Genomic DNA, 13,127 nt, shown 5'->3' with positions numbered 1-13,127 from the left:
CATGCGTAAACCGATTATTGCGGGCAACTGGAAAATGTTCAAAACGGTGCGGGAGGCTGTAGCTTTTGTAAATGATGTCAAAGGCAAGGCTGAGGCCGACGGGGTTGAAAGCGTCATTTGCGCGCCTTTTACGAATCTGCCTGCATTGGTGGAAGCGGTAAAAGGAACCTCGCTGAAGGTGGGCGCCCAGAACCTGCATTTTGAAGACAGCGGTGCTTACACTGGCGAAATCAGCGGCGTCATGCTGAAGGATCTCGGTGTGGATTACGTCATCATCGGTCACTCCGAACGCCGTGCTTATTTTGCGGAGACGGATGAAACAGTGAACAAAAAAGTGCATGCCGCGTTCAAGCACGGCTTGACGCCGATCGTCTGCGTGGGCGAGAAGCTGGAGGAAAGGGAAGCGGGTCAAACCAAATCCGTGTGCAAAGTACAGACAGAGGCAGCTTTCGCCGGTCTTAGCGCTGAGCAAGCGGCGCAAGTGGTTGTCGCTTATGAGCCGATCTGGGCGATTGGAACGGGCAAGTCTTCCACCGCTGCCGACGCGGAAGACGTGATCGGTTATATCCGCGAGCTGATCTCCGGCTTATACGGACAAGAGACGGCGGCAGCCGTACGGATTCAGTACGGCGGCAGCGTGAAACCGAACAACATTGCCGAATACATGCAGCAGCCTAACATCGACGGTGCCTTGGTGGGCGGTGCGAGCCTGGAGCCGGCATCTTACATCGCGCTGGTTGAGGGGGCTAAGTAAGATGGCCAGACCCAAACCGGTAGCCCTTATTATCCTGGACGGCTTTGGACTGCGCGGCGAAGTCCAGGGAAATGCCGTTGCTCAAGCCAAAAAACCGAATTATGACCGGTACTGGAACCAGTTTCCGCATACGACGCTTACCGCTTGCGGGGAAGCCGTAGGTCTTCCGGAGGGCCAGATGGGCAACTCCGAAGTAGGTCATTTGAACATCGGCGCCGGCCGGATTGTGTATCAGGATTTAACCCGGATTTCCAAATCGATTCGGGAAGGCGAATTTTTCGAGAATGAAACCATCCTTGGCGCGATCAACCATGCACGGAACAAAGGGAAAAAGCTTCATCTGTACGGCCTGTTGTCCGACGGCGGGGTACATAGCCACATCGAGCATCTGTTTGCCCTGCTGGAAGTATGCAAAAAGGAAAAATTCGAGGACGTATACATTCATGCGTTCCTGGACGGCCGCGACGTAGCTCCAGACAGCGCTGTGAAGTATATGGAACAGCTGCAAAACAAAATTGCCGAGCTCGGCGTAGGACGAATCGCTACGGTACAGGGCCGGTACTACGCGATGGACCGCGACAAGCGATGGGAGCGTACGGAGAAGTCTTACCGTGCGATGGTGTACGGCGAGGGGCCGACTTTTGAGGACCCGATGGCCGCGATCAAGGATTCTTATAACCGTTCGGTGTTCGATGAGTTCGTTATGCCGACGGTCATCGTAAAGCCCGACGGTACGCCTGTCGGTTTGGTTGAATCGGAAGATTCGGTCATCTTTTTCAATTTCCGGCCTGACCGTGCCATTCAGCTGTCCCAGGTCTTTACCAACAGCGATTTTCGCGGCTTTGACCGGGGGGAGAAGGCTCCCAAGGATTTATATTATGTCTGCTTGACCTTATTCAGCGAAACCGTTGGCGGTTATGTGGCTTATAAGCCAAAGAACTTGGATAACACGCTTGGTGAAGTGCTGGTGCAAAACGGTCTGAAGCAGCTTCGCATCGCCGAGACGGAGAAGTATCCGCATGTTACGTTCTTCTTCAGCGGCGGCCGGGATGTCGAACTGCCGGGCGAGACACGGATTTTGATCAACTCGCCTAAAGTAGCCACGTATGACTTGAAGCCCGAGATGAGCGCTTATGAGGTTGCGGCGGCGGCCGTTGCGGAAATCGAAGCCGAAAGACAAGATGTCATTATCTTAAACTTTGCGAATCCGGATATGGTCGGCCATTCCGGTCTGCTTGAGCCTACGATCAAGGCGGTCGAAGCCACCGATGATTGCCTGGGTCAAGTGGTCGAAGCCGTTCTGGCTAAAGGCGGCGTTGCCTTGATAACGGCTGACCACGGCAATGCAGATATCGTGACCAATCCGGACGGATCGCGCAATACCGCGCATACGACCAATCCTGTACCTTTCATTATTACCGACAGTCGTGTTACACTAAGAAACGATGGCATTCTGGCGGATATCGCCCCGACGGTGCTGGACCTGCTCGGTGTAGCCCAGCCGGAGGAAATGACCGGAAAGTCGCTTTTGGCAGCAAGTGTTAAACATAACTGACATTTGATTAAAAAAGACAAGGAGTGTATCTAGCAATGACTGTAATCTCCAATGTGTACGCCCGTGAAGTGCTTGATTCCCGCGGCAATCCGACCGTTGAGGTGGAAGTATTCCTGGAATCCGGAGCGCGCGGCCGCGCTATCGTTCCATCCGGTGCATCGACAGGCGCTTATGAAGCGGTAGAGCTTCGTGACGGGGACAAATCCCGCTACCTTGGTAAAGGCGTGCTCAAAGCCGTGGAGAATGTGAACGACATCATCGCACCGGAAATCATCGGCATGAATGCACTCGATCAAGTGGGTATCGACAAGCGCATGATCGAGCTTGACGGTACGCCGAATAAAAGCAAGCTCGGCGCGAATGCGATCCTCGCCGTTTCCATGGCGGTTGCCCGCGCAGCGGCGGAAGCGCTCGACGTTCCGCTGTATGTATACCTTGGCGGCTTTAATGCCAAAACCTTGCCGGTTCCGATGATGAACATCATCAACGGCGGTGCGCATGCGGATAACAACGTGGACGTACAGGAGTTCATGATCTTGCCGGTGGGCGCTCCGTCCTTCAAAGAAGCGCTGCGTACGGGTGCGGAAATTTTCCACAGCCTCAAAGCGGTCCTGAAGGACAAGGGCCTGAACACTGCCGTAGGCGACGAAGGCGGCTTCGCTCCTAACCTTGGCTCCAATGAAGAAGCGATTCAAACGATCATTGCCGCGATTGAGCGTGCGGGCTATAAGCCGGGCGTGGATGTGTTCCTGGGCATGGACGTTGCTTCTACGGAGTTCTTCAAAGACGGCAAATACCACCTCGAGGGTGAAGGCAAATCGTTCACTTCTGCGGAATTCGTAGATTTCCTTGCTTCTTGGGTTGAGAAATACCCGATCATTACGATCGAAGACGGCTGCTCCGAAGATGACTGGGAAGGCTGGAAACTGCTGACCGATAAGCTGGGCAGCAAAGTACAGCTGGTGGGCGACGACCTGTTCGTGACAAACACGAACCGTCTTTCCCAAGGCATTGAGCAGAACATCGGCAACTCGATCCTGATCAAGGTCAACCAAATCGGTTCCTTGACCGAGACGTTCGATGCGATTGAAATGGCGAAGCGTGCAGGCTACACAGCTGTCATCTCTCACCGTTCCGGCGAGAGCGAAGACAGCACGATTGCGGACATCGCGGTAGCTACCAACGCCGGCCAAATCAAAACGGGAGCGCCTTCCCGTACGGACCGCGTAGCGAAGTATAATCAATTGCTCCGCATCGAGGATCAACTGTCCGATGTAGCTCAATACGCAGGCAAATCGGCCTTTTACAACCTGAAAAGCTTTAAGTAATCTGTTCTAAATCATATTATAGCTGCCAGACCGGCTTTGAACTTTTTCGTTCCCGGCTTATCCCGCGATGGATCATCGGGAACGAAAAAGCTTCAGCCTGACGCAGACCCGGAGGGGATCCAATGAGTAATCTGATAAAGACCGTATTGTTCTTGATGGCATCGGCTTTTCTTACGCATTTGATTCCCTTCAATCATTTTTTCCGCAGCTTAAATACGATGATTCACGAATTCGCCCATGCGATCATGACGCTTGCGCTTTCGGGCCATGTGATGTTCATTGAGCTGTATGCTAACCATAGCGGAGTCACCTATTCGCAAATATCCAGCGGCTGGAGCCTGATTCCGATTTCATTGGCCGGGTACACTTTTGCATCGCTTTTCGCCTGGTTCATGTTTTATGCCAGGGCGAAGGGCAAAGAGCGTTTGGGCTTGCAGACGATTACATTGGTGGCTATTCTTTCGCTGGTCCTGTTTGTCCGCAATGAATATGGAATCATGTGGCTGATCGGCTTCGTGCTGCTGAATATCGTCATGCTTGCTTTTGTACCCCGGTTGCTGCGGGACGGATATTATCTTCTCCTGTCATTCCTGATGCTGGAGGAAGCCGTATTCGGGTCGTTCTCTTTGGTTCTGTATGCCATGCAGGATCCGGCTGCTGCTGGGGATGCAACGAACTTGGCTCAGGCTACCCTCATACCGGCCCTCGGTTGGGCTATTTTCTTTACCGTGTTTTCTCTATGGTGCGCGTCCCGGTCGCTCCGCTTATTCTTTGGCGGCCGTAAACCGAGGAAGAGCCGGGATCATACCCGCGCATTTCAACCGCGTTATGAAGAATGACCTGCGGCTTAAGAATCCGCTGATGAATCATTTCGATTTGTCAGCGGTTTTTTTATGTGATATAATATGGTTGCTGTCTATTTTTCGGACAAGATCGGTGTGATCCCGCAGGAGGTGGAATTTCATGGAAGTTGCATTGAAAATTATACTGGTAATTGCTTCGCTTGGCTTAATTGCGGCGGTTCTGCTGCAGCCGGGCAAAAGTGCGGGTTTATCCGGTGCCATCTCCGGGGGGGCGGAACACCTGTTCGGTAAGCAAAAGGCACGCGGCTTGGAGCTTTTTTTATCCCGTCTTACGATGGTGCTCGCAGTAGTGTTCTTTGTTTTGTCTGTGATTGTGGCTTATTTCGTAAGAGCCTAATCTAATAAATATATGGCAGCAGGGGAAAGTTACTCCTGCTGTTTTTTGTTTCTTAAGCAGGGAGTATGCGTCGGGTTGCCGGGTGTTTCTGCCATTTCCTTGGGCGGGCTATGAATTGGAGTGCACTTGGCTATACTAGGAGTATAATCTATGAAGCTTATTTATAGAAACAGCTTGTACATATACAAAACTGAATTGGTCAAGCGGCGGTATGATTAGGCGGCTCAGTGGGCCTATTCAGCCGCGCGGACGGGCTACGATGTTGTTTTTAATGAAGCCGGAGGGAGAGGGGACAAGGAAACAGACGGGGACCTGTCAATTGACATAGTTTATTGTACAAAGAGATGAAGTTAAGAACACAAAAGGCAGGTGAGAATCATGATAACCAAAGAAGATTTACTTGATTTTATGAAGGAAACGGCTTATAAACCGATGACGTATAACGAGTTGGAGCAGCATTTTCCGCTCGAGAGCGCGCAGGATTTCAGAGAATTTCTGAAGCTGCTCAATCAGCTTGAGAATGAGGGCTTGATTCTTCGTACCCGCAACGACCGCTATGGTGTACCGGAACGGATGAACTTGCTGCGGGGCAGACTTCAAGCGCATGCCAAAGGGTTTGGCTTTCTCATTCCGGATGACCGCGATCACCCGGATGTATATATCCATGCAAACGATATGGGTACGGCCATGAATGGAGACATCGTACTCGTGCGTATCAACTCCAAAAGTTCTCACGGCGGAAGGATGGAAGGAGAAGTCGTACGTGTCGTTACCCGCGGCAATACGCAAATCGTGGGACTTTTTCAAGCGCATGAAGAGTATGCTTTTGTCATTCCCGATGATAAGCGGGTCGTGCGCGATATCTTTATACCGAAGGAAGCGTTCGGCGGAGCGATGGACGGCCATAAGGTCGTCGTCAAGATCGTCTCTTACCCTGAAGGCCGCGCGGCTGCACAAGGCGAAGTCATTGAAATTTTGGGTCATAAGAATGATCCTGGCGTCGATATTTTATCCATTATCCGCAAGCACGGTTTGCCTGAGGCATTTCCCGATGAAGTGATGGAGGAGGCTGCAGCAGCTCCGGCTGTTATTTCTGAAGAAGAGCTGAAGGGGCAAGGCAGGCGGGATTTGCGAGGCAAACGGATCGTCACGATCGACGGTGAGGATGCCAAGGATTTGGACGATGCAGTGAATGTGGAACGGCTGCCGAACGGTAACTATTTATTGGGTGTTCACATTGCCGATGTCAGCTATTATGTAAAAGAAGGCTCCGCACTGGATCATGAAGCGTACAACCGCGGCTGCAGTGTGTATTTGGTCGATCGGGTGATTCCGATGCTGCCGCACCGTTTATCTAACGGGATATGCTCGCTAAACCCGCAGGTGGATCGTCTGACGATGTCCTGTGAGATGGAATTTGATGCGAATGCCAATGTGGTGCGCCACGATATTTTTACAAGTGTGATTAGAACCAGCGAGCGGATGACCTACACAAACGTACGCAAGCTGTTGACCGAGGAAGAGCCGGATGCCGAGCTTGTGGAGAAATACGGTTATCTGATGGATGATTTCCGCTTAATGGAAGAGCTGGCCATGAAGCTGCGCTCCAAACGGATGCAGCGGGGCGCCATCGATTTTGACTTCCAGGAATCTAAAATTTTGGTGGATGAGAACGGAAAGCCGACGGATATCGTCAAAAGGGACCGGACCATCGCCGAAATGATCATAGAAGAGTTTATGCTGGCGGCAAATGAAACGGTTGCAGAGCATTTTCACTGGCTGAAGGTGCCGTTCTTGTACCGGATTCACGAGGACCCGGATGGGGAGAAGCTGCAGCATTTTATGGAGTTTATTACGAACTTCGGATATGTGGTGCGGGGGAAGGGTAATACGGTTCATCCCCGGGCGCTGCAGACGCTGCTTGAAGAGATTAAAGGGACTAAGGAAGAAACGGTCATTAGTACCGTTATGCTGCGTTCCATGAAGCAGGCAAAATATGATTCCCAGAGCTTGGGGCACTACGGATTGGCTGCGGAGTTCTATACGCACTTCACTTCGCCGATTCGCCGGTATCCGGATTTGGTCATTCACCGCGTGATTCGCGAAGTGCTCGAGAACGGCACATTAAGCGCGGCCAGGCACGAATATCTAGCCTCTCGAATGGACGATATCGCAAAGCAATCGTCGGAGCGGGAGAGAATGGCGGTGGATGCGGAGCGGGAGACCGAGGCGCTGAAGAAAGCCGAATTTATGCTCGACAAGGTCGGTGAAGAATTCGACGGCATCATCAGCAGCGTGACGAGCTTCGGCATGTTCGTGGAGCTGGACAATACGGTGGAAGGACTCATCCGTCTGTCTGATCTCACGGACGATTATTACCATTATTATGAGGCGCAGCACGCATTGATCGGAGAGCGGACCTCGAGAATCTATCGCTTGGGCGATGAAGTGAAGGTACGCGTGGCGCGGGTGAACAAGGATGAGCACACCATCGACTTTGAAATGGTGGATATGAAGCCCCGGCCACAGAAGGTGAGTCTGGTGGACGTGCTGAACAACGTCCGCAAGAACGGCAAGCGGAAGGGCCGCGGGGGCCGGGAAGCCGGAAAGCCGGCCGCCAGCGGCAGTCGTACCGGACGCAGTAAACAAGGCTCTGGCGGCAGCAGCCGCAGCGCGCGGGGCAAAGGCCCGGGTGCGGCGAAGACCCGTGCGCTGGAGTCGGTTAAAAGCGGCTCGGGTACGGGCACAGCCAAAAAGAAGCGCAAAAAAACTGTTAAGCGGTAACCTCTTGATTTCCCGGGATGGAGTTGGTACAATGGACTCCATCCCTCTGTTTGGAAATCATGCAGGAAGGAGCGGCAGCGGAGAATATGAGCAAGAAAAGCGAAAACAAGGTTCTGGCGCAAAACAAGAAGGCTTCTCATGATTATTTTATTGAAGATACCTATGAGTGCGGTTTGGTCCTGACGGGAACGGAGATCAAATCGCTGCGCCAGGGCCGGGCCAATATCGGCGATGCGTTTGCAACGATCCGCAACGGCGAAGCATTCGTGCATAACATGCACATCAGTCCGTTCGAGCAAGGTAACCGTCATAATCCTGGCGACCCGACACGCGCCCGCAAGCTCCTCCTCAAGAAAGCCGAGATCAACAAGCTGTTCGGTCTGGCCAAGCAGGAAGGGTATACGCTGGTGCCGTTGAAGGTTTACGTTCGAAACGGTTTTGCCAAACTGCTGCTCGGACTCGGTAAAGGGAAAAAGCAGTACGATAAACGTGACACTGCAGCCAAACGCGATGCTCAGCGAGACATCCAGCGTGCGCTGCGCGAGAAGCAAAAAATTGCCAGATAATACGGCAAACACCGCTATTCTGTCAAGGATATGGCGATGCTTCCATGAGTTCGAAGGTTCTTTTTGCTTCATGAATGTGGTATAATAAAAGCGCACCAGGGAAGTGCACAGCATCATCAGCAAGACCAGCAGAAATGTCGTCATGGTAGATAAGTTTTATTTCATAACCTTACCGGGCCCGTCTACAGGGCCTGCCTATGCGGGGACGTTCTTGGATTCGACGGGGATAGTTCGAGCATGGGTTGCGGGTAGCGGGGACGCGTCCGCTTCATCAACGCTAAAGCCAATTAAATGGCAAACAACAACAATCTTACGCTTTAGCAGCTTAATAACCTGCTAGCGTGCTCCTACTCTGCATCGCCCATGTGCCGGGATAGGGGCTCAACCTTAGTGGGATACGCTGTCTAGTCTCCGCCTGCGGCTAGCTGAAGAAGACAATCAGGCTGACCTGAAGAGGAGCCGGTTACGGGGCGCCTCTAGGGTGACATCAAAACTGTGACTACACCCGTAGAAGCCTGTGTGGCGTTATCTTCGGACAGGGGTTCGACTCCCCTCGTCTCCATGCTGCAATCGATAAGAGGAGCTCAACCATTTACTATAGGGTGAGCTCCTTTTGTTTTAAGCATCAAAATTGGAAATACAATCTTAGAAACCTGTGTATCGTTAACTTCGGACAGGGGTTCGACTCCCCTCGCCTCCACCAATACCATCAGAAAAGCGACCTCAAGCGGTCGCTTTTTTGCTTGTTCGTACTCGAAGGGGATGGGTGACCCGCGTGGTTACTGGGTTTCCGGCTACTCTGATTCTGAATAAGAAATATTTCTGATGCTGTACGGGGCGGTACCGCTCTATGTAGCGGTTTTGATGCCCCCTAGAGACTCCCCGTAACCGGCTTCCCTTCGTTCATCCTTTTGTCTTCTTCAGCCATCCCCATGCGGTGCCCACAGTGTATCCCGCTAAAGCCGATCCCCTATCCCGCTCCAATCTACTGTTATCTCTGCTTAGACCGGTTAATTAAATCAATGATTCTGGCTATTGTTCCGGGAAAATCGGATTTGATCTCGTGCTCCCATATCCGTAATATGTTCCAGTTACGCTCGGTGTAGTACGAAGTAACTGCAATATCACGCTGTTTATTCCTGCTTAATTTTTTGCTCCAGTAATCAACGTTTGACTTTGGAATATGGCCGTGCAGTTCACAAGACTGCCAGAAGCAGGAATCGATGAAGATTACCACTTTGTACTTTTTTATGGCGATGTCCGGTTTGCCGAACAGATTGTGATTATTTTTTCTAAAGCGGATACCTTGTTTCCACAGTGCATGGGATACCTTGTCCTCCAGCTTTGTATGTGTCCCCCGGATTGCACTCATATTTTTGCTTCGAGCTTCCGGTGTAATTCTGTCCGCCATAGCAATCTCTCCGAATCAGCATTTTCTTCACTGATACTTATTATAAAAAAACAGACGGCATAAACCGTCTGGAAAATTCATCATGAACTCCTGCGTTGATGTTCATAGCAATAAATACGGTTGTTAAATCGTTTCGGTTGAGACAAACAATATTCTTTAACTTTGTTCGTAACCGGTTTGCCGCAAGTTGCACATACATACAGATCATCATTAGCGGGCGACTGCGGTACGGATGGAATTTCCTCTACTGAGGGAGCCATTCCTGTAATGAAGTAAATTGAGGTTTGAATGAAAAAAGCGTCTCCTGTATGCTGGGTCTTGGAATGGGACACATTCACTGCCCTAATTAAAAGGAGGACGCTCTACCATGAAGTATAAGCTGAAACAGAAGCAAAATCAACGAATTACAAGAATTTCCGAAAGAACGCTTGTCATCGGTGCGGACATTGCCAAGAAGATTCATGTAGCTCGTGCTGTGGACTTCCGTGGCCTTGAACTAGGCAAGGAATGCACTTTTTACAACGATCAAGAAGGGCTAATGAAACTAGCCTTGTGGATGAAGGAACTTCAGCAAGCTAATGCCAAAACGGAAATTGTATTTGGCGTTGAGCCTACTGGACACTACTGGTTCCCGTTGGCTGCATTCTTAGAAGGGCAAGGCATCAAAGTTGTAGTGGTGAATCCGCATCATGTAAACAAAACTAAAGAGCTGGAAGACAATTCACCGACCAAAAGCGACTACAAGGATGCTAAAGTCATTGCGGATTTAATCCGAAATGGCAAGTACTCTGAGCCCAGTCTTCCGACGAAGGAATATGCGGATTTGCGTATTCTGATGAATTTTCGAGAGAAGGTATCCATCAATCTCAAGCAAGTGAAGGCACGAATCGGGAACTGGTTCGATCGCTTCTTCCCAGAGTATTCCAGCGTATTTAAGGAATGGGACGGCAAGACCTCGCTTATGACCATGCGACGGTTTCCAACGCCAGAGGAGGTTGTCTCTACAGGCGCCAGAGGCATTCTCACACACTGGAAGACGGAAGTAAAGCGAGGCGTAGGCATCAAGCGAGCAGAGCAACTCTACGCTGCTGCAACGTCCTCCATTGGATTAACGGAAGGAACCATGGCAGCAAGGTTGGAATTATCCGCCCTATTAGAGCAGTTCGATCTGTTTATCAAGCAACTGGAGTCCACGATGCAGAAGGTGATGGAAATCCTGGAGAAAATTCCGGGAGCTGCACACATGCTAAGTATCCCAGGGGTTGGAGAAGTCACCGTAGCTGGATTTCTGGCTGAGGTAGGAGACCTGAACAAGTACGACCATGGCCAGCAGATCATCCGCCTGGCGGGTCTCAACCTGAAAGAGAACAGCTCTGGTAAACGTAAAGGGAAGACCGGCATCACCAAGCGAGGGCGATCTCGCCTCCGAGCGCTTTTGTTCCGTTGTATGATGCCGATGGTGGCCAAGAACGAAGTGTTCAAGGCTCTACACAAGCACTACACCACGCGGAGTCAGAATCCGCTGAAGAAAAAACAGTCGATCATCGCCCTATGTGGAAAACTCATTCGAATCTTATACACCTTGGGGACAAAGCAAAAAGAGTATGATGCAATCGATGTATTAGGACCCGTTCGACAAGCCCAGCTACAACGGAGTGCAGCTTAAAATTAATCAATCCTGAATCCGTGACAAACTTAAGTCCACTCCGCCAGAGAGGGCAGTATATGGAAAAAAGTAATCGGAAATCCCCCCATCAGCTAAAGATTCGTGATGAAAACAAATCTACAAATGACAGAATCCATCAAGCAAGGCATGCTCAATAAGCCTTGCTGTTTACGGTAAGGCCGGAACAGGGAAGAGCAGTTTGGGTTGGTCTGGATGGCGAAAAATGGATTCAGGCAAACGCTTGGTACACTCGTCGTACGGTCTGAAACCAGGGACTGTATCGCCCAAAATTGAAAATCGTTTGACGAGCGTGTCGGCTGACTCTAGCCGCGATGTACACGATGTTTTGAATCACGGTGCGGATGCGGCGACGTTGTACGCCTCCCCGAATCGGAGCATCGTCTTGGCGCAAGCTTTCCTGCCCCATGATGCGGAGCAGGTTGTAAGCGAACACCCCCGCGTGCAAAACCAGATCGTTGGTATCGAATTTGCCGGCGGGCAGTCGCTCCAAATCCAGATCCGTCTTCAGCTCACTATGAAATTGTTCGCTCGTGCCGTGATCGCGATACAACTCGATGACACGCCACGGCGAGCAGGTAAGAGAAGTCCAATAGACGTTCACTTCAATTTCCGGGAACAGGAGCATCTGACCTTCACGGTCGATCGTCCGTACGATCACTTGAAACACTTGACGAAGGGCTTGATCGAAGCCTTTTTCGGGAAAGGCGATCACGCCCATGTATTCCGTCTTGCCGGGGCGCTGCTCACAGGCCATGCCCTTGTCTTCGGCGATCCGTAGCCAACTTTCCTTGGATGTATTGCGCAGATTGACCTTGATGATATAATCGACCTCTGGCTCAGCATGACACACCTGCAGATTTTCCAGACTGTCGTGAGCGGAATCCATCCGCACGAGAAGGCGCTCTTTCGTGATGCGCCGGGCATACTGGATGCTTTCGCGCAGAAAATCAGCGCCATCCTTCTGACTGTGCGTGCTGCCTTCCCGAAGCTGCACATTCACGCTATACCCCTCCTGTCCGAGGTAGGCGAAAATGGGGGCGTAGCCGAACGTGCCTTTGTAGGTCAACGAAACACCCTCTTTTTTCGTACCGGAGTTATCGAACGGAGAGACATCGATATCCAGCGGAATCACCGTATGCTCGCCTGCTGTCAGTCCGGTTACAGGTGCTTTTACGTTTCGAATCAGATCGGCGGATTCTTGAAGCAGGATCTCGTTCCAGTTGGCATTCATCGTTTGAGCTGCGGCATCCAGACGCTGACGGAGCGTCGGGCTTGACGGCACCTTGCGGACACCGAGGCAGGTTTGGAATACGGGATCTTTTCGGAAAGGTTCGATGTGGTCGAAGTCGCTTTTGCCTTGGCAAAGCAAGCCAAGATAGCTGGTCATGACATCGCCATGACTGTGAATCGGGTTCTCCATTCCTTTCACGGTGGAGCGATTGAGACGCTGCGGCAATCGGGTATGGGAAAGCAAGGCGCCGACGGTGGCCAGGCCAGCATGCGTAGTCAACAGAATTTCCTTAGATTGGGTGAATTGGATTCTCATATGTAGCACCTCGCAGGTGAAAGTGGATCATTCATGGTTCCTTTAAAATTCACCATCGGAGATGCGATTTCCTTTCTTTTTCTTCTTTTTCACAGAAGAACTATCACGGATTCAGGTCAATGTCATCCTGAATTCTCACGTATTCATATGTGTACAACTTTGACAACGGAAGCACCGGAGAAGCCGAAGAACAATACACCATAAGGGCAACGACCCAGTAAGGGAGCAAGAATCGGCCTCCACCCCTTGAGAGGTAGAACGAAGGAATGTAAGGGCATAGACCCAGCGTGACATGG

General features: G+C 51.2%; 10 protein-coding genes and 1 other RNA gene. 9 read left to right on the top strand and 2 right to left on the bottom strand.

Annotated features, from left to right (window positions below):
• Position 1 precedes the first annotated feature (1 nt).
• The 8 genes from tpiA to ssrA all read left to right on the top strand — a co-directional run bounded on the left by tpiA (position 2) and on the right by ssrA (position 8,752).
• Positions 2 to 754 carry a triose-phosphate isomerase gene (gene tpiA, locus EXW96_RS24140; RefSeq protein WP_062410057.1) on the top strand — a complete coding sequence of 251 codons (753 nt, stop codon included), beginning with the start codon at positions 2 to 4 and terminating at the stop codon, positions 752 to 754.
• 1 nt (position 755) lies between these two features.
• Positions 756 to 2,309: a 2,3-bisphosphoglycerate-independent phosphoglycerate mutase gene (gene gpmI, locus EXW96_RS24135; RefSeq protein WP_062410056.1), complete on the top strand. Its 1,554-nt coding sequence runs from the start codon at positions 756 to 758 to the stop codon at positions 2,307 to 2,309.
• Positions 2,310 to 2,344: 35 nt separating this feature from the next.
• Complete coding sequence (gene eno, locus EXW96_RS24130) at positions 2,345 to 3,637, top strand: phosphopyruvate hydratase (RefSeq protein ID WP_062410055.1); 1,293 nt, start codon at positions 2,345 to 2,347, stop codon at positions 3,635 to 3,637.
• 122 nt (positions 3,638 to 3,759) lie between these two features.
• Positions 3,760 to 4,476: a M50 family metallopeptidase gene (locus EXW96_RS24125; RefSeq protein WP_054819204.1), complete on the top strand. Its 717-nt coding sequence runs from the start codon at positions 3,760 to 3,762 to the stop codon at positions 4,474 to 4,476.
• 124 nt (positions 4,477 to 4,600) lie between these two features.
• Positions 4,601 to 4,837 carry a preprotein translocase subunit SecG gene (gene secG / locus EXW96_RS24120; protein ID WP_054819205.1) on the top strand — a complete coding sequence of 79 codons (237 nt, stop codon included), beginning with the start codon at positions 4,601 to 4,603 and terminating at the stop codon, positions 4,835 to 4,837.
• A 378-nt stretch (positions 4,838 to 5,215) separates the two neighbouring features.
• Positions 5,216 to 7,621: a ribonuclease R gene (rnr, locus tag EXW96_RS24115; protein WP_062410054.1), complete on the top strand. Its 2,406-nt coding sequence runs from the start codon at positions 5,216 to 5,218 to the stop codon at positions 7,619 to 7,621.
• Between the two features lie 86 nt (positions 7,622 to 7,707).
• Positions 7,708 to 8,187: an SsrA-binding protein SmpB gene (gene smpB, locus EXW96_RS24110; RefSeq protein WP_054819995.1), complete on the top strand. Its 480-nt coding sequence runs from the start codon at positions 7,708 to 7,710 to the stop codon at positions 8,185 to 8,187.
• A gap of 201 nt (positions 8,188 to 8,388) precedes the next feature.
• Positions 8,389 to 8,752, top strand: a transfer-messenger RNA (tmRNA) gene (ssrA, locus tag EXW96_RS24105).
• A gap of 426 nt (positions 8,753 to 9,178) precedes the next feature.
• On the opposite strand, the gene EXW96_RS24100 is transcribed toward ssrA, so the two are convergent.
• Positions 9,179 to 9,598, bottom strand: coding sequence for a very short patch repair endonuclease (locus EXW96_RS24100; protein WP_174351612.1), 420 nt, complete (start codon positions 9,596 to 9,598; stop codon positions 9,179 to 9,181).
• Between the two features lie 367 nt (positions 9,599 to 9,965).
• Between EXW96_RS24100 and EXW96_RS24095 the strand changes: the two genes are divergently transcribed.
• Positions 9,966 to 11,264: an IS110 family RNA-guided transposase gene (locus EXW96_RS24095; protein WP_375256441.1), complete on the top strand. Its 1,299-nt coding sequence runs from the start codon at positions 9,966 to 9,968 to the stop codon at positions 11,262 to 11,264.
• 229 nt (positions 11,265 to 11,493) lie between these two features.
• Here EXW96_RS24095 and EXW96_RS24090 read toward each other — a convergent pair whose 3' ends face one another.
• The gene (locus EXW96_RS24090; RefSeq protein WP_027093557.1) at positions 11,494 to 12,831 is read right to left on the bottom strand and encodes an IS1380 family transposase; all 1,338 of its coding nucleotides are present in this window, start codon (positions 12,829 to 12,831) and stop codon (positions 11,494 to 11,496) included.
• Positions 12,832 to 13,127: the final 296 nt, after the last annotated feature.

It is taken from the genome of Paenibacillus sp. JMULE4 (assembly GCF_013337105.1).
GTDB lineage: Bacteria > Bacillota > Bacilli > Paenibacillales > NBRC-103111 > Paenibacillus_G > Paenibacillus_G naphthalenovorans.
This window is presented reverse-complemented; position numbering and strand designations above follow the sequence as displayed.

What these genes read in the sequence shown, in the direction of transcription:
- EXW96_RS24095 (WP_375256441.1), top strand. Translation starts at nt 9,966, where the DNA reads ATGAAGTATAAGCTGAAACAGAAGCAAAATCAACGAATTACAAGAATT.
- smpB (WP_054819995.1), top strand. Translation starts at nt 7,708, where the DNA reads ATGAGCAAGAAAAGCGAAAACAAGGTTCTGGCGCAAAACAAGAAGGCT.
- EXW96_RS24090 (WP_027093557.1), bottom strand. Translation starts at nt 12,831, where the DNA reads ATGAGAATCCAATTCACCCAATCTAAGGAAATTCTGTTGACTACGCAT.
- EXW96_RS24125 (WP_054819204.1), top strand. Translation starts at nt 3,760, where the DNA reads ATGAGTAATCTGATAAAGACCGTATTGTTCTTGATGGCATCGGCTTTT.
- secG (WP_054819205.1), top strand. Translation starts at nt 4,601, where the DNA reads ATGGAAGTTGCATTGAAAATTATACTGGTAATTGCTTCGCTTGGCTTA.
- tpiA (WP_062410057.1), top strand. Translation starts at nt 2, where the DNA reads ATGCGTAAACCGATTATTGCGGGCAACTGGAAAATGTTCAAAACGGTG.
- EXW96_RS24100 (WP_174351612.1), bottom strand. Translation starts at nt 9,598, where the DNA reads ATGGCGGACAGAATTACACCGGAAGCTCGAAGCAAAAATATGAGTGCA.
- rnr (WP_062410054.1), top strand. Translation starts at nt 5,216, where the DNA reads ATGATAACCAAAGAAGATTTACTTGATTTTATGAAGGAAACGGCTTAT.
- gpmI (WP_062410056.1), top strand. Translation starts at nt 756, where the DNA reads ATGGCCAGACCCAAACCGGTAGCCCTTATTATCCTGGACGGCTTTGGA.
- eno (WP_062410055.1), top strand. Translation starts at nt 2,345, where the DNA reads ATGACTGTAATCTCCAATGTGTACGCCCGTGAAGTGCTTGATTCCCGC.